The 26,766-nt window shown below is 42.4% G+C and carries 23 protein-coding genes and 7 pseudogenes; 15 read left to right on the forward strand and 15 right to left on the reverse strand.

Annotation, left to right across the window (positions count from 1 at the left end):
• The 7 genes and pseudogenes from JCM19038_RS23860 to JCM19038_RS15110 form a co-directional block, all read right to left on the reverse strand.
• Positions 1 to 189, reverse strand: a 189-nt coding sequence (locus JCM19038_RS23860) for a hypothetical protein (protein ID WP_042419627.1), incomplete at its 3' end; no start/stop codon positions are given.
• 2 nt (positions 190 to 191) lie between these two features.
• Positions 192 to 410 (reverse strand): hypothetical protein, encoded by a 219-nt coding sequence (locus tag JCM19038_RS25570; RefSeq protein ID WP_081831835.1) that lies wholly within the window; start codon positions 408 to 410, stop codon positions 192 to 194.
• The gene (locus tag JCM19038_RS15090) at positions 373 to 1,032 is read right to left on the reverse strand and encodes a GAF domain-containing protein (RefSeq protein ID WP_052361760.1); all 660 of its coding nucleotides are present in this window, start codon (positions 1,030 to 1,032) and stop codon (positions 373 to 375) included. The genes JCM19038_RS25570 and JCM19038_RS15090 overlap by 38 nt, the downstream gene beginning before the upstream one ends.
• Before the next feature lie 165 nt (positions 1,033 to 1,197).
• Positions 1,198 to 2,388 (reverse strand): hypothetical protein, encoded by a 1,191-nt coding sequence (locus JCM19038_RS15095; protein WP_193745146.1) that lies wholly within the window; start codon positions 2,386 to 2,388, stop codon positions 1,198 to 1,200.
• Between the two features lie 39 nt (positions 2,389 to 2,427).
• Positions 2,428 to 3,539 (reverse strand): annotated as a pseudogene (gene menC, locus JCM19038_RS15100) (o-succinylbenzoate synthase).
• A 10-nt stretch (positions 3,540 to 3,549) separates the two neighbouring features.
• Positions 3,550 to 4,320, reverse strand: coding sequence for a GNAT family N-acetyltransferase (locus JCM19038_RS15105; protein ID WP_042419629.1), 771 nt, complete (start codon positions 4,318 to 4,320; stop codon positions 3,550 to 3,552).
• 12 nt (positions 4,321 to 4,332) lie between these two features.
• Entirely contained in the window at positions 4,333 to 5,439 is a 1,107-nt protein-coding gene (locus tag JCM19038_RS15110; protein ID WP_042419632.1) for an amidohydrolase, read from the reverse strand.
• Between the two features lie 175 nt (positions 5,440 to 5,614).
• Here JCM19038_RS15110 and JCM19038_RS15115 point away from each other — a divergent pair.
• Positions 5,615 to 6,363 (forward strand): annotated as a pseudogene (locus tag JCM19038_RS15115) (glucose 1-dehydrogenase).
• Between the two features lie 142 nt (positions 6,364 to 6,505).
• Here the strand turns inward: JCM19038_RS15115 and JCM19038_RS21120 are convergent.
• The 6 genes and pseudogenes from JCM19038_RS21120 to JCM19038_RS25575 form a co-directional block, all read right to left on the reverse strand.
• A complete protein-coding gene (locus JCM19038_RS21120; RefSeq protein WP_052361761.1) occupies positions 6,506 to 6,823 on the reverse strand; it encodes a TIGR04104 family putative zinc finger protein in 318 nt (105 codons plus the stop codon).
• Between the two features lie 33 nt (positions 6,824 to 6,856).
• Complete coding sequence (locus tag JCM19038_RS15125) at positions 6,857 to 7,420, reverse strand: GrpB family protein (protein ID WP_042419634.1); 564 nt, start codon at positions 7,418 to 7,420, stop codon at positions 6,857 to 6,859.
• 15 nt (positions 7,421 to 7,435) lie between these two features.
• Positions 7,436 to 9,067: a type IA DNA topoisomerase gene (locus JCM19038_RS15130; RefSeq protein ID WP_238554450.1), complete on the reverse strand. Its 1,632-nt coding sequence runs from the start codon at positions 9,065 to 9,067 to the stop codon at positions 7,436 to 7,438.
• Entirely contained in the window at positions 8,959 to 9,585 is a 627-nt protein-coding gene (locus tag JCM19038_RS23870; protein ID WP_238554451.1) for a toprim domain-containing protein, read from the reverse strand. The genes JCM19038_RS15130 and JCM19038_RS23870 overlap by 109 nt, the downstream gene beginning before the upstream one ends.
• 121 nt (positions 9,586 to 9,706) lie before the next feature.
• Complete coding sequence (locus JCM19038_RS24570; RefSeq protein WP_081831837.1) at positions 9,707 to 10,216, reverse strand: Na+/H+ antiporter NhaC family protein; 510 nt, start codon at positions 10,214 to 10,216, stop codon at positions 9,707 to 9,709.
• Positions 10,213 to 11,114 (reverse strand): annotated as a pseudogene (locus JCM19038_RS25575) (hypothetical protein). Before JCM19038_RS25575 ends, JCM19038_RS24570 begins: the two are co-directional and overlap by 4 nt.
• Positions 11,115 to 11,341: 227 nt before the next feature.
• Here JCM19038_RS25575 and JCM19038_RS15140 point away from each other — a divergent pair.
• The 13 genes and pseudogenes from JCM19038_RS15140 to JCM19038_RS15195 all read left to right on the forward strand — a co-directional run bounded on the left by JCM19038_RS15140 (position 11,342) and on the right by JCM19038_RS15195 (position 23,050).
• The gene (locus JCM19038_RS15140; RefSeq protein ID WP_042419637.1) at positions 11,342 to 11,986 is read left to right on the forward strand and encodes a GntR family transcriptional regulator; all 645 of its coding nucleotides are present in this window, start codon (positions 11,342 to 11,344) and stop codon (positions 11,984 to 11,986) included.
• Between the two features lie 52 nt (positions 11,987 to 12,038).
• On the forward strand, positions 12,039 to 12,803 hold the full coding sequence (locus JCM19038_RS15145; protein WP_052361768.1) for a fumarylacetoacetate hydrolase family protein: 765 nt from the start codon (positions 12,039 to 12,041) through the stop codon (positions 12,801 to 12,803).
• On the forward strand, positions 12,800 to 13,552 hold the full coding sequence (locus tag JCM19038_RS15150; RefSeq protein WP_042419640.1) for a fumarylacetoacetate hydrolase family protein: 753 nt from the start codon (positions 12,800 to 12,802) through the stop codon (positions 13,550 to 13,552). The genes JCM19038_RS15145 and JCM19038_RS15150 overlap by 4 nt, the downstream gene beginning before the upstream one ends.
• Before the next feature lie 7 nt (positions 13,553 to 13,559).
• Positions 13,560 to 13,946 (forward strand): 5-carboxymethyl-2-hydroxymuconate Delta-isomerase, encoded by a 387-nt coding sequence (locus JCM19038_RS15155; protein ID WP_042419643.1) that lies wholly within the window; start codon positions 13,560 to 13,562, stop codon positions 13,944 to 13,946.
• Between the two features lie 227 nt (positions 13,947 to 14,173).
• Positions 14,174 to 15,704: pseudogene (gene hpaE / locus JCM19038_RS15160) on the forward strand (5-carboxymethyl-2-hydroxymuconate semialdehyde dehydrogenase).
• A 5-nt stretch (positions 15,705 to 15,709) separates the two neighbouring features.
• Positions 15,710 to 17,178, forward strand: a pseudogene (gene hpaB / locus JCM19038_RS15165) (4-hydroxyphenylacetate 3-monooxygenase, oxygenase component).
• A 14-nt stretch (positions 17,179 to 17,192) separates the two neighbouring features.
• Positions 17,193 to 18,174: pseudogene (gene hpaD / locus JCM19038_RS15170) on the forward strand (3,4-dihydroxyphenylacetate 2,3-dioxygenase).
• Between the two features lie 60 nt (positions 18,175 to 18,234).
• Positions 18,235 to 18,680, forward strand: a pseudogene (locus JCM19038_RS15175) (flavin reductase family protein).
• Between the two features lie 108 nt (positions 18,681 to 18,788).
• Positions 18,789 to 19,082 carry a hypothetical protein gene (locus tag JCM19038_RS21140; RefSeq protein ID WP_052361770.1) on the forward strand — a complete coding sequence of 98 codons (294 nt, stop codon included), beginning with the start codon at positions 18,789 to 18,791 and terminating at the stop codon, positions 19,080 to 19,082.
• 26 nt (positions 19,083 to 19,108) lie between these two features.
• A complete protein-coding gene (locus JCM19038_RS21145; RefSeq protein ID WP_152549472.1) occupies positions 19,109 to 19,468 on the forward strand; it encodes a hypothetical protein in 360 nt (119 codons plus the stop codon).
• Between the two features lie 5 nt (positions 19,469 to 19,473).
• Positions 19,474 to 20,103, forward strand: coding sequence for an ATP-binding cassette domain-containing protein (locus JCM19038_RS15185; protein WP_042419645.1), 630 nt, complete (start codon positions 19,474 to 19,476; stop codon positions 20,101 to 20,103).
• A 214-nt stretch (positions 20,104 to 20,317) separates the two neighbouring features.
• Positions 20,318 to 20,848, forward strand: coding sequence for a GNAT family N-acetyltransferase (locus JCM19038_RS15190; protein ID WP_042419647.1), 531 nt, complete (start codon positions 20,318 to 20,320; stop codon positions 20,846 to 20,848).
• Positions 20,849 to 21,124: 276 nt separating this feature from the next.
• Positions 21,125 to 23,050, forward strand: a complete 1,926-nt coding sequence (locus tag JCM19038_RS15195; RefSeq protein ID WP_042419650.1) for a DNA mismatch repair protein — start codon at positions 21,125 to 21,127, stop codon at positions 23,048 to 23,050.
• Positions 23,051 to 23,102: 52 nt separating this feature from the next.
• Here JCM19038_RS15195 and JCM19038_RS15200 read toward each other — a convergent pair whose 3' ends face one another.
• Positions 23,103 to 24,668 (reverse strand): BCCT family transporter, encoded by a 1,566-nt coding sequence (locus JCM19038_RS15200; RefSeq protein ID WP_042419849.1) that lies wholly within the window; start codon positions 24,666 to 24,668, stop codon positions 23,103 to 23,105.
• 266 nt (positions 24,669 to 24,934) lie between these two features.
• On the opposite strand from JCM19038_RS15200, the gene JCM19038_RS15205 reads away from it, so the two are divergent.
• On the forward strand, positions 24,935 to 25,537 hold the full coding sequence (locus tag JCM19038_RS15205; protein ID WP_042419653.1) for a hypothetical protein: 603 nt from the start codon (positions 24,935 to 24,937) through the stop codon (positions 25,535 to 25,537).
• 20 nt (positions 25,538 to 25,557) lie between these two features.
• On the opposite strand, the gene JCM19038_RS15210 is transcribed toward JCM19038_RS15205, so the two are convergent.
• Positions 25,558 to 26,730, reverse strand: a complete 1,173-nt coding sequence (locus JCM19038_RS15210) for a YgeY family selenium metabolism-linked hydrolase (RefSeq protein ID WP_042419655.1) — start codon at positions 26,728 to 26,730, stop codon at positions 25,558 to 25,560.
• Positions 26,731 to 26,766: the final 36 nt, after the last annotated feature.

Raw genomic sequence — 26,766 nt, forward strand, 5'->3', positions numbered from 1 at the left:
CCCAGCTCTTGCACCACTCTGCTCTCCTCTTGCTACACCATGCCCAGCTCTTGCACCACTCTGCTCTCCTCTTGCTACACCATGCCTAGTTCTTGCATCACCCTGCTCTCCTCTTGCTACACTCCGGCGCTGTACATACCAAAAAAGCGAGCCCATCTTCAGATAGACGAACTCGCTTTGAATAGGCACGATTAATGGATCGTTTTTTTAAGTTCATATCCTAAATTTGAAAAAGCTTCCGCTAGATTCTGAACGTATCCGACTTCTAATTCAAATAACCGATTGTTAATGTACGAGTGTTCAGCAAGGCTAACTGGTACGCCGGACAACATTACTTGGACACCCATTAGCTTTAATGCATTTACAAGTCTCTCAAGTAAATGTATAAACGATTGATCGGTTCGATTCATTTGCGACAAGTCGATGGCAATGTATTGACTTTTGGCGGGCAACGTAAGTAAGCGTTTCTTCAATAATCATCAATTCGCGCTTTTCATTAATGTTTCCTTGTAATGCCAATACGGCTAGTTGATCTGACACAGGAATGATTGGTGCACTTAGAAGTTTCATATCTTCATAAGCTTCATCCAATTCAATCATATAACTTAGAACTCCTGCGACTGTTTTCATAAACTCCACTTGTTCATTCGAGAAACTTTTTTCACCGCGATCCATTACACATAATGTACCAAAGGGTTGACCATTTTTACGATATAAAGAAACACCAAGAAAGGCTTTCACTTGAAATTGCTCAGTAACCGTTCGATCTTTCGTCTCTACATCAGTGAACAGATTAGAGATTGAGCGAACGTGCTCAGGATTTTCTAGCACGAGCTTACAATTTGAGTCTTCATAATTCACGACTACATCTGAAGGGACAATTTCTTCTGTCTTGTTATGAGAATTAAGCACCGTCATCACATTGTCATCTCTTCTAGCGACATAAGCTGTGTTTACACCGAGCTCATCGACAATTAACTCAAACAATTGATTGGAAACATCTACAAGTGATTCATGTGGATTTGGGATCATACTACAGTCGAACTCCTTAGAATAAGTTACACACAGTATAACACTTTATACTTCAACTGCCTTTTTAAACGATTTGTTTTTTTCTTCATTCTTGAAAAATCAGACCGAACTCTAGATCAAAATAAAGAAGGGCTAATGATCAACTTCCCATCACTAGCCTCTTTTTTATCCTTGTGCATCAACATTCGATTTCTTATGCTTATCCCAATACGACTTTTTCCATTGTGGCTTTATAATTCGGTAAAAGCCGATCGTGAGTAACGGCAAGCCGAAGATGGCAATCATTGCGTAAGCCATGAACGTATAGCCGTAAGCAATGAGATCAATAATTCCAACTTGCGCTAGCAAAAAGGCAGACACGAGCGTTCCAACTGACACAATCGCACGCTTTTTCCCAGAGAGTGGTGCCTTCCCAAACTCCTCGAATTGCTGGTCTACTCTCGTAATAAAAGCATGAATCATTCCCGTCGCCGTTTCGATTAATGTCCAGCCGACGATAAAACCAAAGAGTATCATGACCCATAACCCATATCCATCAAGCATCACGAGCCATGGGACAGAAGAACCGAGTACCGCTTCATCTGGGTAGAACCCGAGTAATGCAAAGTAAGTGAGAAACCACGGACTTGTCATTAAGAAACCTGCAATGAGCCCAGAAACAATCGTTTCTTTTACTGATTTCTGTCGTTTAATTGTAAAGAGTGCCGCAGGGTAAACGGCTAAATTGTACCCGACGTAAATAACTCCTGTCCACAATACCATCCAGATGCTAATTTCACCGGGGATAAAGCTCGTATCCCCTGTACGAAGAACTTCAACTGCGTTTTCCCACGTCGAGGAAATAACTAGAATGCTAAAGAACACGTAACCAACCATAAGCGAGATCGTTCCAATTGTTTTGAACTTCTCAATGAGGCGATCACCATAGAAATTCAACCAACCGACGAGCACCATCATAATGACAATTCCAATCCAATTCGGAATTCCCATCGTCTGATTCAGAATTTCTCCTGTTGCCGATGCAACGATTGAAATAATCAAAACGGCGAGCAAAAGATAGACAATATCAAACAAAAACCAAAAGGGTCCGATCAATTGCTTTAGAAGCGACCGATAATCAAAGACTTGGAATTTTCTTGCCATTTCAAATGTAAGTATGGCCATCACAGAAAACCCGATAAAAATCATGATGCCCGTAATCCAACCGAGTGCCCCAAATCCTGCACCGTACTGCACAATTTCCCGGCCGGTTGCGTAACCGCCACCGATCAATACACTTTGAAGTAAGATGGCCGGTAAAAAATAACGGCCAAATCCCCCATCCATAAATGATGCTCTCTCTTTTTTCTGAGCCAACGGGCTCTCCCCCTTATGATGTCTATATACGTCTTGTTGTTAGTCTAGCTCAATGGTTGAACGATCCACCGTAAATTCTTCAAGTGCTTCGTCATTAATTTCATAACCAATTCCCGCTCCTGTCGGAACTTGAATAACCCCATTTTCAGCAACGACTTCTGGTGAAATAATGTCCTTATGCCAATAGTTTGCTGAACTAGCTGTATCCCCAGGTAAAATAAATTGCGGCAATGTCGTCAATGCAATGTTATGAGCACGCCCGATCCCAGACTCTAGCATTCCCCCGCACCAGACTGGAATATCTTGTTCTTTGCAGTAGTCATGAATTCGCTTTGCTTCAGTTAACCCGCCAACTCGACCGATTTTTATGTTAATAATTTTGCAGCTTCCGAGTGCGATCGCCTTTTTCGCATCCGCTAAAGAGTGAATGCTTTCGTCTAAGCAAATTGGCGTCTCCATAGCTTCTTGCAATAAACGATGATCAATAATATCATCGTGTTCAAGTGGCTGTTCAACCATCGTTAAGTTCAATTCATCCAGTTGTTTCAAATGATCCAGATCTTCAAGCGTGTATGCGGAGTTTGCATCTCCCATCATTTGAATGGTAGGAAATTGCTTCCTTACTTCACGAAGCACATCGATGTCCCAGCCTGGCTTGATTTTAATTTTTATTCGCTTATACCTGCATCAACATGGGATTGGACCGTTTCAATTAAGTCCTCTACTGAATCTTTAATTCCGATACTCACCCCAACGTCGATTTGTTTCGCAACGCCTCCGAGAACTTCTGCTAACGGTTTATTTTGTTGCTTTGCATATAAGTCCCAAATGGCCCCTTCTACCGCTGACTTCGCCATGTTATTACGTCTAATAAACGCAAATCGCTCACTTACTTCTTTTGGATGAATGATCGGTTTTTCTTGTAATGCTGGTACGAGAAACTTCTCGATCATATGAACGTTCGTATCGACTGTTTCTTCGTTGTACCACGGGCTCGCAAACGCAACCGACTCCCCGTAGCCGACCTTTCCATCGCCATCACGTACTTCTACAATTAGAAATTCACGATCCGTAAAGGTCCCAAAGCTCGTCGTAAATGGAGCTTTCAAGGCCATGTTAAGTCGTCTAATTGTTACCTGTTTAAGGTTCATTGTATCGCCTCTATTTCGTCAGTTTGTAATAGGTCGTCTCGTTGTTAAGATCATTTTTAACACCGGTTGCAACGTAGCCCGCTTGAAACAATTCCACAAAGCGCTGTTGTGTTTCGAACCGCCACGCTTTTGCAAGCTCAAAGTTCTCTTCTTTGATTTGTTGGAAATTACTCGGTACAGCAATGTAATATGCTTCACCCGACTCGCTGTCAAAAGAGCTGTGCTCTGTAGGATGACCATGGTTATTACGTAGCAGAAGACGAACGTCGTTAATCACGACTTCTTCGACAGCCGTTGACTTCGTTAAATCCCACTCAATAATCATTCGATCTGTCGGAAGGCCTGTATTAAATTCATCTGCCATCTCACCATAATGATTGACCTTATAATAAGCACCGACCGCTCGTAGCTTTTGGATGTTTAAGTACGCATTTGGAGTTTCCAACGGGTCAAATGTCCACGTAATTTTTTGATAACCTCGTTCTCTGGCAAGCTCAGCTTGTCTTTGCTTCATTAAGACACCGATGCCTCGCTTACGATAGTCCGGAAGAAAACCTAACATGTGAGAACATAAGTACACGTCCCCTTCTACAAAACCTGGAAAGCTATACAAAAACCCAATCATTTTGTCGTCATCATAAGCACCGAGAATGATGCCACCATTTTTCAGTACTGTAAATGTTTGATGGACTTGTAACGGCTCCATTTGCCAAACCGCTTCTTCTACGTCCATCATCTCTTCTAATTCTTCCATCGTCGTAAGTTCTCGGATGGTAATCATGCACGGTTCCTCCTAAATGTCTACCGTCGTCATCGCTTCTGTTAGAATCTTAATTGCTGGCTCCATTTGTTTATGATCGAATGTCATATGAGGGTGGTGTAACCCTGGAGATAAATCGCAGCCAACCCCTAACATCGTCGCTTTCAATTCTGGATTTTTAATCGTGTAAAAATGAAAATCATCGCCTCCAGTCGTCACGAGACGAGGCTTTAATGATTCTTGTCCAACGGTAGATACAATTGCTTCTGATAATGCTTGCTCCGCTTGAGTAGAAATGACAGCTGCTGCGACATTTGCACTCGTTGTTAATTCTATCTGTACGTTATGTAGCGTTTCAAGTGAAGATCTAAATCGTTCGATATGAGCGATCACTTCTTCCATCGTCTCATTCGTTTGCGCTCGAACGTCGATCGAGAACGTTGCGCTTCCCGGAATAATGTTCGGGCTTTTACCACCAGCATAGAACGTCGTTAATTTCGCTGAGTACGGGTGCATCGGATTAATCTGCATTGAATTTAGCTGATGGAACAAATCCATACCGACTTGAATACTGTTTGCTGTCAAATGGGGCCTCGCACCGTGTGCGTCTTCTCCACGAATCGTGCCATTTATAAAGCGAGCGGCTCCATGTTGAATAGCTGGCGCGAACTCCCCTGCGTGTAATTCTTGAATTGGTCTAAGGTGCATACCGAACAAGAAGTCTACATTATCGGCGACACCTTTCTCAATCAATGCTAATGCACCTGTTCCCTTCTCTTCTGCTGGTTGGAAAATAAATCGGTACGTGCGATCAAGCGATTTTCGTTCATGAAGCTCAAACAGCACGCCTAATACGATTGTCATATGAGCATCGTGCCCACATGAATGATTTGGTCTCCACTCACCATCAACTTCTTGATAAACGGCGTCAATATCTGCTCTGAGTGCGACAACCGGACCGCCACTGCCAACATCAACGACAAGACCTGTAAGATCGTCAAACGTCTTCACCTTAATGCCCGCTTCTTCAATTACTTTCTTCAGAAATGCTGTCGTATTCACTTCCTCATAGCTCATCTCAGGGTTTTGATGCAAATATTCAAACATCTCTTGCAGTCGTGTTTTACGTTGTTCACCCATGATTGTCACATACCCTTCTCAACTTTCGCTTTTTTCTGATAAAGATAATGTCTATCTTACCTTAATTATTTATTCTGGTAAATACAGTGATATACTTTTGTTAAATAATAGTTTACTGGGTATACTTCTTAACGTGAAAAATCTACAAAGGGGAGAAAGATCAATGACCGGATTAATGGAAAACAAAGTAGGCATCATCACGGCGGGAGGTAACGGCATCGGCCGTGCAAGTGCACTTCTTTTCGCAAAAGAAGGAGCAACTGTCGTCGTTTCAGACATTAACGAAGACATGGGTAAAGAGACCGTACAGTTAATTAAAGACAACGGTGGCGAAGCATGTTTTTCCCGTGCAATGTTGCAATCGAGGAGGAAGTCATTCAACTCGTTCAAACGACCGTTGACACATATGGAAGGCTGGATTTCGCTCACAATAACGCAGGTATTGGAGTACCTCAAGCAAAAATTGTTGAATCAAAAGGAGAGGACTGGGATCGTGCGATGGATGTGACCGCGAAAGGCACGTATTATTCAATGAAACACGAAATTCCAGCCATGTTAAAGACTGGAGGAGGTTCAATCGTTAACACAGCTTCCACTGCTGGTCTCCTAGGCGTTGAAAATATGGGTGGGTATAGCGCGTCAAAATGGGCAGTTAACGGGCTTACAAAATCCATCGCACTAGAGTACGGTAAACAAGGCATCCGAGTGAACTCGATCTGTCCAGGTATGACGATGACCGCTAGCGTTAAACAATGGGAAGATTCAGCTCCCGAACAAGCAGAACACGTAAAAAACGCTATTCCACTCGGCAGAATTGGAGAGCCCGAGGACCAAGCTCAAGCTGCAGTATGGCTCTGTTCAGACCGTGCAGCATACATTACCGGTGTGAACTTGGCTGTTGACGGTGGACAAACCGCACAATAAACAAACCCAAAAATCCCTTCTACGTAGCACTTTATCACGTGATTACGTTGGAGGGATTTATTAGCTAACTTGAACCACAGTTCTTTACTACGTTCATTGGCATCACCACCACGAGCCATGCCTTCACACTAGTTCAATTCATTTATGATTGAAGCGGCTTAACATTCGTGACAGTAATAGACCGTGGATAAAAAACGATAAAAATTACAACGATCAGAAGCAAATAAAGAATAAATGACCAAAACGGCAAAGACATCCATAAATTCAATAGACCGTAAACGATTAACATGATGAGAGGGAAAAAGATCCACACTTTGTTGCGCTTGAGCGACTTCGCACTCAAGAACTGTAGTTCATCACAATAAGGACAATTCATCCCTAAATCCACATCAATGGCACTCGTCTTTACGATCGTTTGTTTAAGACGCCAACGCTTGTTGCATGATTCACAACGGGGCACACCGCTCACCACCTCTTTTAATTGCCTCAAAACTTAGGGAATTGCTTTATGAATAATCTCTTCCACAACTGCAGATTTTGCATCTGCATAATGTTGAACATGTCGCCATGTATGCTTTGATAATTCTTGCTTTTTCTCTTTATACTTTAGGAAATCTTCTTCATTTGACCGTAAATGATCGCGAAAGGCGAGCATCCGTACGGTTTCCTCACAACCCTCACTAAAAACATGAAGATTAACACCATCATCATTTCGTTTTAACAAGCGATGTTCATACCAATCGGGTTCACGTATGACGAGTGTATAACCGACAGTTTCTAACGCCTGTACATAGCATGATTCATCAGCAGAATCGCGAACGACCAATAGGATATCAATAATCGGCTTAGCACTCATTCTTGGAATCGATGTTGAACCGACATGCTCTAGCTGAACAACTGCGCTCTGTAGCGCACGATAAATCTTCTCTTCTTCTAGTTGATATTGTGTGGGCCATGTAGGGTCGTATTCATGTAACTCAATCGTGTTATTGTGAGGCTTCCGATCACCAACTGTGACCGCTTGTAACTCTTCATCGCTTCTTACTTGGTCGCTCATCACGAACCTCCGATTTTATGGTTTACGTTTCGTATTCTTCATAGGTTTCGCGTCGAAATTAAACTCAACTTTTCCTTCTTTTAACGTCAATCCTGCTCGGAATGATTTACCTGCCTTGCTTTTAAATCCCCTCAGCTGACTTGTGCTTCCTTTCGTTAGCAATCGTTTGGCGCTCGCTTCACTTAACGTTTTCTTCGCAATCGTTTTTGGTAAGACGAACTTACACTTGGTTTCACGATAACCAGAACATCCGTACACTCGACCTTTATTAATGACTGGTGAGCCACATAATGGACATAAACCGATCCCTTCTGATTTCGCCTCTTGCATGAGTAATTCCTTTTTAAAAGTGACTTCTTTTAATGACGCAGGGGCATGATGAATCAATTGATCGATGAATTGATGGATATTTGCGATGAACGTTGTACCTTCTTTTTCTCCTTTTCCGATTTGACGCAAAAACAATTCCCATTCCGCAGTCATATCGGCTTTACTTAACAAATTCCCTTCTACTGCTTGGCAAAGGATTTTTCCTTTTTCAGTAACGTTGACTTGGTTTTTTGACACGGTAATGTACGTGCGACTTTTAAGCGTCTCAATAATATTTGCTCGTGTCGCACCTGTACCAATGCCTGTCACTTCGTCGAGTATTGCGGTATTCTCTTCGTCTTCAACATGCTTGCCCGCAGACTTCATTAATGGAATTAATTGACCCTCTGTGTACAGTGATGGTGGCTTTGTCTCATCGGCTACGGTTTTCATAACCGTATCGACTCGTTCATCAACTTCCATGGCTGGTAACGATGGTTCTTCTTGTTTCTGCCGTGGTGAAAGTAACGCTTTCCAGCCCTTCTCTCGATCAACTTTTCCCTTCGCATGTAAACGCAGCCCATTTAAGTCGACTTCAACGTTCGTTTCTTCGAACTTGTAAAGCGGCGCGAACATCGCAAGTGTCGTAAGAACAACTTCTTTATAAATGTTCTGTTCTTCTGTTCGTAATGACGCGAGCCTTTTCTCTGTAGGAATCGTCTTTGTAGGAATAATTGCGTAGTGTTCCTGCACTTTCTGATTGTCCACATACCGCTTGCGCGGTTGAAGAAAAGCCGGTTCAAACTCGACACCGACCGCATTCATGTACGCAGACAACTTCGACTTTAAATACGAAAATTCAGCAGTTGTAATATGATTACTTTCCGTCCTTGGGTATGATAGTAACTTTTTCTCGTAAAGGCTTTGCATCACGTTAAGCACCTTAGACGGACTGTACTTCCATCTACGGTTCGCTGTTGCTTGAAGGGTCGCAAGGCTGTGTAACACTGGGGAAGGTAATTGCTTGTCCTTTTTATTTAGTACAGCAATGCTTCCTTCAGTCTCACGCTCAATGCCATGCTTTTCGTACAGTGACAACACTTCTTGTTTCGTCTTTAAACGCTCTTTATACTTCGCTTTAAATGTTCCGTTTTTGGCGGTAACGTTCGCTGTAATTTCAAAATATGGTTCTGGCTTGAAGTTCTCAATCTCACGTTGACGTAAGTAGATTAAGTACAACGTTGGTGTTTGTACACGCCCAACAGAAAACGTGTCATGTACACCTTGTTCCTGCAGTAACAGTGAGTACAGAGGCTGGCATTCATGCCGACGAGCCAATCACCGATTTGACGAGCTTTCGCTTCTTCGTACAATGACACGTACTTTTCCCCAGGTTGCAAGTTCTTAAATCCTTCTCGAACGACGTCATTTTCTTGAGAATTGATCCACAGCCGTTTAATCGGGATCGAGCGCTTAACAGCTGCTTTGTCGATAATTAACCGCGCAATATTTTCCCCTTCTCGGTCTGGGTCCGTCGCAATGACTATCTCTGATGCCTTCTTTAACCATTGTTTTACAATTTGAAACTGCTCTTGCTTACTACGTGGCACTTGAAACTCAATTCTCTCTGGGCGAATCGGTAAGCTTGCTAAACTCCAACGCTTCCATTCTTTCTTGTAATAGCCTGGCAAACAAAGTTCAACGAGATGTCCGACTCCCCACGTTAAAATCGCTTCTCCTTTAAAAAAACGTTCATCTTCAATGATGATGTAACCTTTTTTCTTAGTTGTCTTTGAAAATACCGCCGCATAACTCCGTGCTTGGTCTGGTTTCTCTGCCAAAATTACCGTCGTCAAACCTATTCCTCCCTGACGTGACACCGTATGTTGTCATTATACTAGAACAGCTAGACGCTAAAACATCTAAATTCAAAAACAAAACGGTGGTCACTCACAGAGTCACCACCGCGCTAATGCGTTAAGCAAAATTCATATATTGTGCAATCATTAAAAACACGACCGCTAACAAATACCAAACGAATAGCAGTGGCCAAATGAACTTCACCCATTTATCCCAGCCGACCTTAGCGATTGCCAGGGTTGCCATAAAGTATCCCGACGTTGGGTACAAAATATTGGCGAAGCCATCTCCAAATTGAAAAGCTAATACTGCGGTCTGTCGAGTAATGCCAACAAGGTCTGAGAGTCCACTCATAATCGGCATCGTGATAACCGCTTGTCCACTACCTGACGGAACGAGGAAATTAAACCCACCTTGTACGATCATCATGAATACTGCCGTTAGAGCCCCTGGCATCGCACTCACAACTTGACTCGTTCCATTTACAATTGTATCTAGTATCTGGCCGTCTTCTAAAATGACGGACACGGCTCTCGCAAAGCCAATCACCATCGCCCCGAGCAAGATCGTCTTAAATCCATCATTAAACGTCTCGGCAATCTTACTTACGTTAAGACCGGTGATCAGCCAATAACGATACCGATCGTTAAGTACAAACCTCCTAGTTCACGGAAGTACCATCCCCACTGGATGAGTCCAAAGATCATGAGCAATATACCTGCGAATAACACAACGATTGCAGCCATTTGCCGCTTCGTCGCTTTCACTTCAGTAATGTCATCACGACCGACAAACGTTTCATCAATGCCATCACCGTATACGAGACTTTTCGTCTTATCTTGCTTAATTTTACGCGCATAGCGACTTACGAAGATAATACCAATTGTCGTAATGACAAGAAAAATGAGCGCACGGTACTCATACCCAGAATATAAAGGAAGCTCACTCACTTCGTGGGCAACTCCAACTGTCGCTGGCCCCGTGATCGCTGCTGTAAATCCTGCTACGGTACTTACTAAGACAGCTGCAAGTGCGGTTAATCGATCAAAGCCTAATCGAACCATAAGAGGAATGACGGCTGGTGCAAACACGATTGATAGCTCAATGGCACTCGTAAATGTTGTTAAAAGGCTAATGGAAACATTAACACGGCAATAATCATTACAGGTCGATCGTGAAATGTCCTCCCTAATTTACTGACTCCAATGTCTACCAGCCCACTTCGTTCTAAAACGGCAAACATTCCACCAATCATCAAAACACCAAAGATAATTTCACCCGCAGCAATCAATCCTGACGGTACGGCAAACATTAAATCAAAGAAAGATAAGTACGTTTTATCGACTTCCGTAAACGTGCCCGGAATCAACACTTCTGTGCCGTTTTCATTCACTTCTCGGTCAAACTGACCTGACGGTACGATAAATGTTGCAACAAATGCCAAGAGTAAAATCGTAAGTAAGATTACATAAATATGCGGGATCTTTAGTCTACCTTTTGACTTGTCTTCATTTTGCTCACTCATTGTCTCCTACCTCTTTTCTGTATACGATCTTCTTGATGCACCGCTATAATTTTAAACTTTCTAAAAAAACTTAGTATTTACTATACCAGTAAATCGATGCTGTTAACATACGACAAAAAGCACTATGTTCCGTTAAAGCGATTATGTATAAGCAATCATATATGATGTTTACACTTTTTCATTACAAACAATTGAAATCGTATATGATCTTCTATACAATTTAACCTATGAAAAAAGAAAAGAGCTCAAAGAGCACCCAAGCATATGAAGTGATTAAAACGAGAATTCTAGATGGAACGTATGCTCCAAAGGAACGAATTATCATCGACCAAATCGCCAAAGAAATTGGTTCGAGCCACATCCCTGTCAGAGAAGCAATACGTCGCCTTGAAGCTGATCAATTCATCGAATACCGAGCCAATGTAGGGGCTGTTGTTCAATCGTTAAACGCTGATGCGTACAAAGAAACATTAGAATTCCTCTCTGTACTTGAAGGCTACGCGACCGCTATGAGCGTGGAATCATTAACAAAGGAAGATTTTTCACAGCTTTATACTCTGAACAAACAAATGAAAGAGGCATTGCACGCCTACGATTTACAAACCTTTGGACAGTTGAACAAAGCCTTTCACTATGTAATCTATGACGCTTGTGCCAATGAACTGCTCGTCAAATCAATTAAAGATGCGTGGGACAAGTTAGACACCGTACGTACAAGAGGGTTTCATTCCTTCCCATTACGTGCTAATGAATCGGTTCTTGAACACGATCAATTACTTGAAATGCTCGAACAAAATCAACCGAATGATCGGATTGAGAAGTTCGCAAGGCAACACAAACAAAATACGTTACGTGCTTCTAAACAAACGTAGAGCAGTTCTCTACGTTTGTTTAGAAGCGTCGAACACAAAGGAGCGAGTCACTTTGGTTAACGCATACGGTCGTATTCAAGGAACAGCTCAAGTTCAAAACCTTTGGCTTCAATCGTCTTCGTACACGGGGATTTTTGCTACAACAACTGCGCCTCTTGATTGCCCTATCGATGGCTCTGTTTATGGAACAGCTTTAAACTATAAAGGAGAATTAGCAAAACTCGGTCCGAAGCTTAACGAAGAACCCTACCTTGCCCCACCTCAAGCGCCAATTTTGTACATTAAACCTAAAAATACATTCATCGCTAACGAAACACCAATACCGTTTCCAGAAGATTCGAACTACCTAGAGGCTGGGGCTGCACTTGGGATTGTATTCAAAGAACAAACGACAAACGTTTCTCCGTTAGAAGCTTGGGATAAAATTCTCGGATTCACAATCGTAAATGACTTATGTATTCCCCACGACAATATCCATCGCCCTGCTGTGAAATACAATGCTCGTGACGGTTATTGTCCTGTCGGTCCATGGATTGTTGATCGTGACGATGCTCCAAATCCCGATCAAGTCGTCATTCGCGTCTATGTAAACGATGAGTTACAACAGACAGGTCATACGAAACAGCTTGTTCGTAACGTCCGCCAACTCATTTCAGATGTGAGCGCCTTTCTCTCATTCAATGCTAGAGATGTATTGCTCGTCGGCACACCTGAAAATCGACCACTCATTCAACAAGGCGATACGGTTTCAATTGAAATAGAAGGAATTGGGAAGTTAACGAATACGACTGTCTCTATGAAGGGGGGTGTACAATGAAACGAGCAAGAGTTGTCGTTGACGGTGCCATACATGAAGCTGTCGAACACAAAGGACAATTACGATTACCGAGTGGTCGAGTTGTGGCCAATGAAGATGTTCAATGGCTTCCTCCTGTTGTTCCAGGAACGGTTTTTGCGCTTGGTCTGAATTACGCAGATCATGCCAAAGAACTTGCATTTCGGGCACCTGAAGAACCACTCGTTTTCCTAAAAGGACCGAACACGTTCGTTGGGCATCTCGGGAAAACCGTACGCCCTGATGAAGCGAACCATATGCATTATGAATGTGAACTTGCAGTAATCATCGGAAAACAAGGGAAAAACATCCCTCACTCAGAAGCGTATGATTATGTCTATGGCTATACAATTGTCAATGATTACGCGATTCGTGATTATCTAGAAAATTATTATCGTCCAAATTTACGTGTAAAAAGCCGAGATACATGTACACCGATTGGGCCTTATCTCGTTGATTCATCCGATATTCCCGATCCAATGAACCTATCACTTAAAACAACTGTTAACGGAACTATAACGCAAACTGGTACAACAAAAGATATGATCTTTTCAATTCCTGTTTTAATCGAGTACTTGAGCAGTTTCATGACGTTAAACAAAAATGACATCATCCTCACTGGAACGCCTAAAGGACTTGCGAAAGTATATGAAGGCGATCTGGTCATTACTGAAATTGAAGGTCTCGGGCAGTTACATAATACGATCATTAGTAATCGTCTAGAAAGGTAAGGAGCACATGCCACATTTTATCATTGAGTATACCGATAACGTAAAAGACACAGTTCAGATCCGTGAGTTATTACTAAAAGTGAACACCGTACTTCGCACTCGTTCCGATCTCTTTCCAATTGGAGGCATTCGCTGCCGGGCAACGATGGTTGAGGACTATGTCATTGCGGACGACCTAGAAGACGATGCGTTCGTGCACGCAACATTAAAAATAGGTGCTGGTCGGACAAATGAGGAGAAAACAGAAGTCTGCGAGGCGATTTTCAAAGAATTAAGCGATCACTTTCAACCATTATTGGACACCCGTTACCTTGCCCTCTCTTTCGAACTTCAGGAATTTAGCGGTGCAGGTACGTACAAATTAAACAACATTCATACGCGATTTAAACGCTAAGACTGAACACTACGTTCAGTCTATTTTACATTTCTACATTCTGCAAATTCAGTGCCACGATATTAATTTTCGTCCCTCTCCTATATCAGAACCCTTCTGTACCATGGGTTAACAGTTAACTATATTTTTTTCATATATAACACGAAGTTTAATAATATTTAACCTATGATTATCCTCATGCTATATTGAAAGCGTTTACAAGAAATTGTAGGTAAAGGAGGCCATTCATGTCTACGCTACGAAACGATGTAAGTGAAGACGGCAAAAAAATCATCCAGAACATATCAACGATTCAACAGTATATAAACGGTGAATTTGTCGATTCATCAAGTCATCAAACGTTTACGAATTACAACCCTTATACGAATGAGCCGATTAACGAAGTCGCATCTGGAAATGATCGCGATATCGACATCGCCGTTGCTGCAGCAAAGAAAGCTTTCAACGGTGAATGGGGACGTTTACCGATTCAAAAACGAATGGTCTATTTAAATAAGATTGCCGACCTGATCGATGAGCATATTGAAGAAATTGCTCCCCTTGAATCCTATGACACTGGCTTACCGTTAAAGCAAACGAAAAAAATGGTCGCACGCGCGGCACAGAACTTCCGATTTTATGCAGAGATGGTGTCATCGACTTGTCGGTGAAGTCTACCAAGTCGATGATGAGTTTCTAAATTATACGATTCATAAGCCTGTTGGTGTTGCAGGACTTATTACGCCGTGGAACGCGCCATTCATGCTTGAGACGTGGAAGATCGCCCCTGCCCTTGCAACAGGCAATACCGTCGTATTAAAACCAGCAGAATGGTCACCACTTACTGCAAATCGTCTCGCTGAAATTATTCATAAAGCGGACCTTCCAAAAGGTGTCTTCAACGTCGTCCACGGCTATGGCGAAACTGCAGGTGCGGCACTCGTAAGACACCCCGACGCCCCACTCATTTCATTTACTGGTGAGACGAAGACGGGTGTAGAGATTCAAAAAAATGGTGCGGAAGCGATGAAACAATTCTCTATGGAGCTTGGCGGTAAGTCACCGATCATCGTTTTCGAAGATGCGGATCTAGACCGAGCACTGGATGCGTGCACGTGGGGCATCTTCTCCTTTAATGGTGAGCGTTGCACAGCTAATTCACGTCTATATATCCATGAATCTGTTGCAGAAGAATTTATAGAGCGACTTAAAACACGCGTTGATCACATTCAAGTTGGCGATCCACTAGATCTTAAAACCGAAGTCGGTCCACTCATTCACCGTGAACACTACAACAATGTGAAACAGTATTTGAAAATCGCCACAGAAGAAGGAGCAGAACTCTACCAGACGACGGTTCCTGATGAACTACGACAAGGGTGTTACGTTCCCCCAACACTTCTCTTAAATGTTGAGCAAGACATGCGTGTCGTTCAAGATGAAATCTTCGGCCCTGTCCTTTCTGTCATGACTTTTCGTGATGAAGCCGATGTGATTGAAAAAGCAAATGCCGTTCGGTACGGCTTAGCCGGTTACGTCTGGACGAAAGATTTACAACGGGGACACAGAGTTGCCCATGCCGTTGATGCTGGAATGCTTTGGGTGAATTCACAAAATGTTCGGGATTTACGCACCCCATTTGGTGGGTCCAAACATAGTGGAATCGGCAGAGAAGGCGGACATTACGCTTTTGAATTTTATACTGAAGTTCAAATCATACACGTTGCCATGAGCGACCACCACATTCCGCAATTCGGAAAACCAACGACAAGGAGCTGAATCAAATGCCTGCCAAAACTGGAGCACAATATAAAGAGCGATTAAAAAAAGCTCGCAACAACGTTTTTATCGATGGAGCACGCGTCGAAGATCCAACAACACATCCAGCGTTTAAGAATGTCATCCAATCGATGGCCAACTTATACGATCTCCAATATGACCAACAAGAAACACTTCTTTACACATCACCAACGTCTGGAACGCAAGTAGGCACGACATTCTTACAGCCAACGTCAATCGATGACCTCATTCGACGTCGTGAAGCGATTCAGGCTTGGGCGAGAACATCTGGAGGCATGATGGGCGCTCCCCAGATTATTTGAATGCCGAAGTGATGGCAATGGGTATGAACAATGAACTGTTTAAAGAAGCGGATCCAATGTTTGCAGATAATGCTCGCGCTTATTATGAATACGCAAGAGAAAACGACATTAGCCTCACTCATACACTCATTCATCCACAAGTGAACCGTGAGAAAGCGCAACACGAACAAAAGGATGCCAACATGGCCCTTCACCTCGTCGAAAAGAAATCCGATGGCATCATCGTTGACGGTGTGCGTTTGCTCGCAACTCAAGGTGGGATCACGGATGAAATTCTCGTGTTCCCTTCAACGGTCAAACCAGCAGGCGAGTTGGATGATCCGTATTCTCTCGCATTCGTCGTTCCAAACAATACCGAAGGGTTATCATTTATAAGCCGAGAATCGTTCGATCAAAACAAATCGACGTACGACCATCCATTAAGCAGTCGCTTTGAAGAAGGTGACGCGATTGTTCATTTTGACAACGTGTTTGTTCCTTGGGAAAAAGTGTTTGTATGTGGCAATTCGTCCATTTGCAACCGTACGTTTAAAGAGACAAATGCAGTCGTTCATATGTCTCATCAAGTCGTCGCCAAAAATGTCATTAAAACTGAATTCCTTCTCGGAACCGTGCTAAACATTATGGACTCGATTGGCATTGATGGCTTCCAACACGTGAAAGATAAAGGGACCGAAATTATGCTCACACTTGAGACGATGAAGTCTCACTTGTACCGCTCTGAACAAAATGCAACACTCGATCGTTCAGGTACGATGACTCCCGACTTTGAGGCTTTAAACGCTGCGAGAAACTACTATCCAAGAGTGTACCCTCGTCTCGTAGAAATCCTACGTATTCTTGGGGCCTCTGGTTTAATGGGAATTCCAAGTGAAGCCGATTTCCAAAGCCCTGAAATCGGAATGATTGTGAATCGCGCACTCCAATCAAAGAACCTTCAAGGTTACGAGCGTGTGCAATTGTTCCGCCTCGCTTGGGATATGACATTGAGTGCATTCGGCAGTCGTCAGATGCATTATGAATACTATTTCTTTGGAGATCCAATAAAGATGGGCATGGCTTACTTCGATCAATATGACAAGGAACCTTACAAACAGTACGTTCAAGACTTTTTGCAGCAAACGACCGCTGTGAAGCCTAACTTTTCTTAACGGGGAGTGATCTGATGACGAATCCAAACATTATCCGTGCGAGCCGTGCTGTGTTGCATGTCACAGACTTAGAGCAATCCTTTGCGTTTTACGATGCACTTGGATTCATTGAAACCGCTCGAGATGAAAACCACCTCTACTTGCGAGGACTTGAAGAACATAATCATCACAGCCTTTGTCTAAAAAAAGGCACTGAGCCTGTGGTTGAAGCGATTAGTTACAAAGTAGAAGCTGAAAATGATTTAGAAACACTCGCAAAACTTTTAAAAGCACGACCGAGACGTCCGCTGGCTGCAAAAAGGAGAACAAACCGCGATGGGTCGCGCCCTTCGTGTAACTGATCCTAGTGGACTAACCGTTGAATTCTATCATGAAATGGACACGGTCAATCGACTATTGCAGCGATATGACCTTTATAAAGGAGCAAAGGTGCAACGAATCGATCATTTCAATTGCATGGTCGAAGACGTAGAAGCTGCTCACAACTTCTACCTTCGTGAGCTCGGCTTCCGTTGTTCTGAATACACCGCAACTGAAAACGAGAACATTTGGGCTGCATGGTTACATCGTAAACCGAGTGTACACGACGTTGCTTTTATGAACGGATTAGGTCCTAGACTTCATCACGTTGGTTACTGGTTGAAAGATCCGATGAGTCTCATTGATGCATGTGATGTACTTGCTTCGATCGGCTATGGTCCGAACATTGAACGTGGTCCTGGGCGGCACGGACTATCTAATGCCTTTTTCTTGTACTTGCGCGACCCAGACGGTCACCGAATTGAACTGTATAACGGCGATTATTTAACGTCTGATCCTGACTTTAAACCGATTCGCTGGGACCTTAACGATCCAAGACGTGCAACGTTTTGGGGACATGTTGCCCCTGATAGTTGGTTTGAAGAAGCGTCTCACTTCCTTACGTTACAAGGAGATCAAACGGTATCCCTCACGGAGCCTAAATTAGAAAAGAAGAAACCGACATTTATCATCTAATCCACAGCCACCCAGAAAGGAGCACTTGCTATGATGGACGATCATCAATTTCGAACAGCAATGAGCAAATTTGCGACAGGAGTGACCGTCATTGCTGCTGAATATGATGGTGAAATTCATGGCATGACGGCGAACGCCTTTATGTCAGTGTCACTCGATCCGAAACTTATTCTCATTTCGATCGGTCACCACGCAAGATGCGTAAAATGATTGAGTCGTCAGGAACATTTTCAGTAAATGTATTATCTCGAGAACAAAAAGATACATCCATGCTTTTTGCCGGCCAAAAGCAAGCGACACAGCCTTACTCGTTTAATACGTTTGCAAATCTACCCATTGTTCAAGAATCACTCGTTTCGTTAGCATGTACCGTTCATAACACCCACCGTGAAGGTGATCATACGCTCTTTGTCGGGAATGTCTACAACTTACTCATTAATGATCATGCCGAACCTCTTACATTCTACAACGGTCATTATAAGAACTTACAATTTGAAGGAGTATAAAATCAGTAGTTAACTTTTTTTGGGAAATCAGGAGGAAATAAGGCATTTTTATAGAACGAAAAGAAATAGACGTTGTCATCACAGCGTCTATTTCTAATGGGGTGATCGATGGTGAATGTCATTCAGGCTTACTACATATTAAACATGAAAATTCTACTAAAAGAAATGCTGCCGTTACTATGGTCAACGGCACTCCCTGTCATCTTTCTTTTCATCAATGGTCAGTACGTACAAGAGACGATGTTTTTAAATTACTTTTGGGCAATCATTATTTTTGCCTGTTACATCTTTGGAGTTGGACTTCAAGCGGTACGGCTTCGAGAAGCAGGGCTACTCAAAACGTATTTTTCAATAAACCTTCACGGATGCTGTTTTTTATTTCGCTCGTACTCACACAAATGACTTCAGCTTTCATTAGCATGGTCATTTTGAACAGCGTTGCTGCAATGTTTTTTCCCGTAAACTTTTTGGAAGCGATGTTGTATTCAACCTTACTGATCTTTCTTGCTTTGCCTGTTGCGTTTTTATCAGCGAATTTGACGATGCTTCACAAGAGTAGCTATCAAACACTTAGCACAGTCATTGCGATTATTTTCTTCATCTCATTATTTACGCTAACTTTTGAACACATGATTAACTATGTAAATCCGCTTCTATACCTTTCTCAAATTTTATTTATGCAAGGCGCTTTCGAATATTTCGTTTATGTCATTGGATCGGCGCTTTGTATTATTACAGGAGTGTATAGCTTACGTAACTACCGAATAAATTCTATCATGAGAAGGTGAACCGCATGATTGCCATTCAGAATTTATCCTTTGCATCGATGATCGAGAATACGAACGTGAGCTTTCAACTTGGATTGAACTATATCTACGGGAAGAATGGATCTGGGAAGTCGACCTTCCTCGATTGCCTATCTGGAATTATTCACAATTATTCTGGAACGATTACCGGTAACGATGATCTGGTTTATATGAACCAAAACTTATACTTCTCGATGAAACTTAAAGTAAAGGACTACGTACAATTTGTTTTAACTCTTGATCGTGTAAAACATACGTACAATGATTATTTCGCTTATATTGAAAGCATCAGCTTGAAAACGTTCCTTGATGAAGCGTGGAACAGCGAAGTATCTATGTTGTCTGGCGGGGAACGCCGCAAACTGTTTTTCGTTACTACGTGTTATCTTGATCGTGAATGGTACGTATTTGATGAACCGTTTGCAGGTGTTGATGATGAAGGGAAGCAACTACTAACTACAATCTTAGAGCGTTTAGTCGCCTCTAAAAAAGGTGTACTCTTTACTTCTCATGAGCGAATCCCGTTTGAAAACATGGATGCGACCATGTATACGCTTGAGAACAAACAGATTTATACACCGTTTGAGCAGAAACAAACCGCTACTTCCAATCACTAAAAAGAAGCGTAGGCACATTGAACTCGTCTTCTCTTAGTTAGTAAACCTTCCCAAGTTGACATCATTCGTTTCAGTCCATACAATTTAAGTAATTGAAATGGAGGTTTTTGTTTGTATAACTTATGTTCATTACTGGGGTGTAAACGTTCTTAATACGCTTTTTTATTAAGAACGGATGTTATCTTATTTCCACTCAACGTAAAGGAGAATCATTGTGACAATTTCCATACGAGAGGAACGCCCTTCTGACTATAAAGACATTGAATGTGTCATTGAACTAGCTTTTCGACACGCAGAGCATACGGATCACCAAGAGCATAAGCTCGTAGAGAAGATTCGTGAGACTGATGCGTATCAACCTGATTTAACGTTTGTTGCAGTTGATGACGAACGCATTGTAGGACACATCGTGCTATCTAAGATTATAATTAAAAACAACAATGGTCATGCTGACTCCTTAGCACTCGCACCTGTATCTGTCTTACCTGATTATCAAGGTAGGGGTATTGGTAGGCAGTTAATTCAGCATGCCTTATCAAAAGCAACTGAAACTGGTCATGAATCGGTGATCGTTCTCGGGCACGAGGCGTACTACCCAAAGTTTGGGTTTACACGTGCAAGTGAATGGCAGATTAAAGCACCGTTTGATGTGCCTGATGAATCTTTTATGGCGCTTGAATTACGACCAAACGCACTACAACATGTGCACGGGATCGTTCATTACTCACGTGCATTTAACGAATAGAAACGATAAGGGGAATATTTATGTTACTGGCGGTTCTTAATTAATCCAGCAATTGGATACGAAGCATACGTTTTAAATTGCGTCTCCTAGGCGCTTCTTTGTCGTGCGTATGTTTCCTTATTAAGAACTCGTTCTAAAACTAGCGTACCCATCAGCAGACTGCGGGAAAATCCGTCTGTCTATTTGATCGCTGTGAACGGTTGTTCACAGCGATTTTTGTATATACTGTGTTCAACCGTTCCGGCGATCTTCAACAAGATCTTAGGAGGATATACAATGAACAACCAAACACTAGACGTCTTAGGCTATAACAAAGTCATTCAAGATATTAAGGACTACGCAAGAACCGAGCGCGGGAAAGAAACGATTCACCAATTAAAGCCAATGGTTAACGAACGAAGAATCTCCCAGTTACTCACTGAGATTGAAGAAGCAATTGAGATTTTGAAAATCAGCAGTAGCGTCCCAATTCACACGGTTGATGACATTGAACAACTCATCACCCAAGGAAAGAAAGGCTTATTTATACGAGCAGATCAGTTCTCACGTGTCCTTTCTTTTCTTGATCATTGCACGAAGTTAAAACGATTTATGAAGGATAAAGAATATGCTGCACCTACAGTAAGTGCATATGCCTTTTCGATCGAAGATGTCTCACAACTTGAAGAGACCCTTTCGTCTGCACTTCGAAATGGGCGTGTTGATGATTACGCATCGAAGTCATTAACGGACTTAAGAAGACAAATTAGTGAACTTGAGGACCGCATGAAAGCACGAGTGCAAGACCTTGCCCGTGGCAAGAAATACGCCACCTATCTGCAAGATACCGTCGTGTCTGAACGACAAGGACGATTTGTTTTGCAAGTCAAAAAAGAATACAAAGGCAAAGTACCAGGAACTGTCATGGACACGTCCGCTTCTGGTTCTACCGTCTTCGTTGAACCTGCTGAGATTTCTTCCATTCAAGAAGAGCTCAACCTTTACAAAATGATGGAAGAAGCTGAAGTTGAACGGATATTATTTGAATTGACTGCTGTGTTTTTAGATTATGAGCATACCCTCATGCTTGCACTAGACGTGATGCACAACTATGATGTTCTCTTCGCGAAAGCAAAGTATTGCCAATCGATTCATGGAACAAGACCAATTCTAACTGACGACAAAACGATGAACCTCATTGAGGCTCGTCATCCTGAACTAAAAGACAACGCCATCCCCCTTTCGATTGAATTCGGCGAAGAAGAACGGGCACTCGTTATCACAGGACCGAACACGGGTGGTAAAACTGTGACTCTAAAGACCGTAGGACTGCTCACGTTAATGGCTCAAGCAGGATTATTAATCCCAGCAAAGAGCGGTAGCAAAACGGGGATTTTCCAGCAAGTCTTCATCGACATTGGTGATGGACAGAGCATCGAAGACAATTTGAGTACGTTCAGCTCGAGGCTCGTCTCGATTATTCAAATTCTCGAGCAGGCAAACGACCACTCTCTCGTCTTCCTCGATGAGCTCGGTTCAGGGACAGATCCAGCTGAAGGAATGGGCCTTGCGATCGCCATCCTTGAGCAGTTGTACAAAAAAGGTGCGACGCTATTCGCAACGACTCATTATAATGAAATGAAGTCTTTCGCAGAGGAGTCTGAGGGCTTTCTAAACGGCTCAATGGAGTTCGATTTAGAAACCTTAAAACCGACGTACCGCTTGCTTCTTGGCGAAAGCGGTAAAAGCCAGGCGTTTGAAATTGCCTTGAAACTCGGTTTGCACCCACAAATTGTCGAACAAGCACACGAACGAGCTTACAAGGAAAGTAGCCATTATAAAGAACGCTTTTCGTCTGAGTCATTAAATAAAGATGCACTCAAACGGCAAATTACGATCAACCGCTACGCCGATTATAAGAAAAAGAAAACCGTTGGCGACGTGAAACAATTCGATCAAGGTGACAATGTAAAAATCCAAGCGTCAGACGAGATTGGCATCGTCTATACAGGACCGGATGAACGAGGCAATTATGTCATTCAAGTTAAAGGTGAAAAGAAAACGTACAATCATAAACGGTTAACACTGTATATTCAAGCTGAAGATTTGTATCCCGAAGACTATGATTTTGATATTATCTTCAAAAGTAAGTCGTATCGGAAAATCAAAAATGACTTGTCACGTAAACATGTTGATGGTTTAATTCTCGAAGACGAAGAATAAATTATTTAAAAAGACGAAACGGCATTAACTGAGCCGTTTCGTCTTTTTAAATTTAGTCTTTATCAGTTGTAGAAGAATCATCCTCATCCTCTCTGGATTGTTTACGAATAACAAGTTGTGGCTGGTTCGTAGAAAACTGGCTGCGTTCCGACCTGAGTGACTTGATGAGTGAAAAGACCATCATGAGTAGGATAATTGAGAAGGGAAAAGCCGCGATGATCATCACATTCTGTACGGCTTGTAGTCCTCCACTATAAAGAAGAGCAATTGCTGTAACCGAAAGTACCATCCCCCAAACGAACTTAATTCCATTCGGCGGATTGTTCGAACCGTTCGTCGAATGCATCCCGAGTACGAACGTAGCCGAGTCTGCAGACGTAATAAAGAAGACGGCAATCAGTACAATCGTAACAATCGACGTAATCGTACTAATCGGCATCGTACTTAACATTCCAAACATCATTTCTTCATTTGTTAATGCACTCAAATTGATGACTTCATTCAATTCTAATGACATTGCCGTTCCCCCGACGAATGAAAACCAGATAAATCCTACAATCGACGGAACAATTAAGACTGCAATTGTAAATTCTCGTAATGTACGCCCCCGTGACACCCGGGCGATAAACGTACCCACATAAGGAGACCACGCAATCCACCACGCCCAATAGAAGATCGTCCAATCATTAATCCACTCCCTTGCATCTGGGCTACCTGGAGCAATTCTAAAACTAAGTTCTGGCAACGTTTGCAAGTAAGTTCCTAGCGTATTCGTAAACAAGTTCAATGAAAACATCGTTGAACCAAACGTTGCGATAAACATAAGCAAAATTAATGCGAGAATCATGTTGAAATTACTAAGGATTCGAATCCCTTTGTTTAACCCCGTCATTGCAGACGTTAAGAACAAGACCGTTACAATAACAATAATAATGGTTTGAATCCAAAAATTAATCGGTAAATCAAATAAAAATGAGATCCCACCATTCATCTGAACAGCACCAAATCCAAGACTCGTCACAATACCCGTTACGGTCGCGACTAACCCAAATCCGTCAATGAACTTCCCCTTTAAACCATCCGTATTCATTAAAGGAGACAACGTACCGCTAATTAACCCCGGCTTTCCTTTACGGAAGTTAAAATACGCTAAACATACAGCGATAATCGCATAGATTCCCCAAGCGTGAATGCCATAATGAAAAAACACAAACCGCATCGATTCACGTGCTGCTTCAATCGTTCCTTCTTCAACCGTCGGTGAATTAATCGCAAAGTGTGACATCGGTTCTGCTGCACCGAAGAACACAAGTCCAATCCCCATCCCTGCACTAAACAACATCGCAAACCATGTTAAGTACCCGTACTCTGGTTTGTCATCATCTTTTCCGAGCTTAATTTTCCCGTACGGACTAATGATAATAAACAAACATACGAGTGCGAAAAGAGTTACGGCAATCAAGTAGTACCAGCCAAATGTACTTGAAATAAATTGCTGGACCGTTGCAGTAATTTGTTCGAGTTGGGTCGGTAAAAGTACTGCGGCTAAAATGACGACGAGCAACGCCCCTACAGCCCAATAAAACACTGGTTGAATTCGACCATGTGCTGTTTTCATAACAATTCCCGCTCCTTTATGTTCCATTCCTTCTGCTAGTGTGGTCGTTCTCCCCTTCGAACATGTAAGCGAACGATTATGTAACTTTTACCTATCTTTGCTAAGATGTGGCTTAGGAATCTTATTAGGTTAAGTACGATCATTTATTCAACACCACATTGACCTTCTGCTCTTGTTACTATAGGCTGTATAGTGCGTTTCATTTTGTGCAACACTAAAATGAAAACTTGTCTCATCTACTACACGATCCCATACGGAGTGAACAAATGCTTACATACAAAGATGCGTGGAAAGTCGTCGACTTTTGCGAGGAACAAGGGTACGTTACCCATAAAGGAACGTTACGACTTGAAGTCGTCCGTTCAAAAAAAGAAATTAAGAACTACCCCGAACATATTCATGAAGACCTACAAAGAGTAGGTGGTGTAAGTAACATCGATCCTCAAAGCTTGATTAGCACGATTTACTTATACCCCCATCAGGTTGCTGAAAATGTAAAAGCACACGGTCACAATTCAAAGGTTGTAACGGCTGTAACAGTCCAATTGCTGCTTCATGAAATGCGACATCACGTGCAACGCACGGAATTACGCAATTACGGTTGGGAATTGCAACAAGATTATCAGCTTTATCATGAACACGACCGAGCGAATGATCATTGGACTGAAAAAGATGCGGATGCCTTTTCGACGAACCTTCTTTACGACCATGCAACTGAACTTGCGAAATTGCTAAAAGTCCAAGAAGAGCGCATGCAGATCTATGAAAATCGTGCACACGATGCATATTCTGATTTTGACCGCTTTAAAGAACAGTACAAACAAATTCGCGAAAAAATCATTGAGTTAAACAAACAGGAAAACGCCTAAAAGCTAGGCGTTTTCCTGTTTTATATTTCCGCAATTGTTGTCACGTAAAAGGCACAAGCTTCATGAATTTTTTTCACTTCACAACTTTCATTGTTCATATGCGCAAGTTTGTATTCGCCAGGGCCAAAACCGATTGTCGGAATACCCTCTGAAACTGGCGTAACCGCGTTTGTCCCAAAATCCCAAAAATCAAATGCTGGCGGTTTCGAGAATACTTTTTCATAAGCGTTTACTAAGTACTTTGTGAGCGGATGGTCATCGGCAATATTCCACGGTTCATGTAAAGGTTCATAGTGAATATTCGCGCCTGTCCAACTCGTGCGATGCAAAGAACCGATTTCCCACGTTGCATCCAACCCGTTCACGATGTGATCCATCTCTTTTTTGACTGTCTCTTCATCTTCTCCGAGCACTAGTCGGCGATCGAGATAAATCTCACACTCGGAAGGAACGGCATTTAACGATGCACTCGTGCTTGATATGTTTGATAAGACGAGCGTCCCTGACGCAATTTCACGATGCATCAATTGATGATTTTGCTCTTCTACTCTGCGAATGACTTCTGCCATTTTATAAACCGCATTGTCTCCTTTTTCAGGAGCAGAACCATGGGCAGACGTGCCTAACGTTTTTACTCGTAATTGTGCTTTTCCCCGATGACCTAGGACAATTTTGTTGTCTGAAGGTTCGCAAATAATCATATAGTTCGGTTTCGTTTGAGGAAATTCTTTAAACAATTGTTTTAAGTTCTCACCATCACAGAACTCTTCATCAACGGTGCATGTGATGTAGACGGTCTTTCCATTCAGCAGCTGTAAATCTTTCGCCAATTTTGCAGCATACATTGAAGCCACAATCGATGATTTCATGTCAACAGACCCTCGTCCGTAAATTCTACCTTCTCTAAGCTCGCCTGCAAAAGGTGGCAACTCCCATTCGTCTTCCTCATGCACTTCTACTGTATCCATATGTGAATCAAACATCACAACGTTTTCACCATTTCCAACTCGACCCACGACGTTTCCAAGCGAATCGATCCATACTTCATCAAAATCTAACGATTCCATCTTAGCTTTGATCGTATGTGCGATTTCTTTCTCATCGCCTGAAAAGCTCTTAATCCGAACGAGCTGTTGTACAAATCCAACCATCTCTTGTTCATAGTCACGTAGTGCTTCATACAAGTTCTCCATCTAATACTTTCCCCTTTCCTTCATCAATCGTAAGCG

The sequence above is a fragment of the Geomicrobium sp. JCM 19038 genome (assembly GCF_000698125.1).
GTDB lineage: Bacteria > Bacillota > Bacilli > Bacillales > Marinococcaceae > Geomicrobium_A.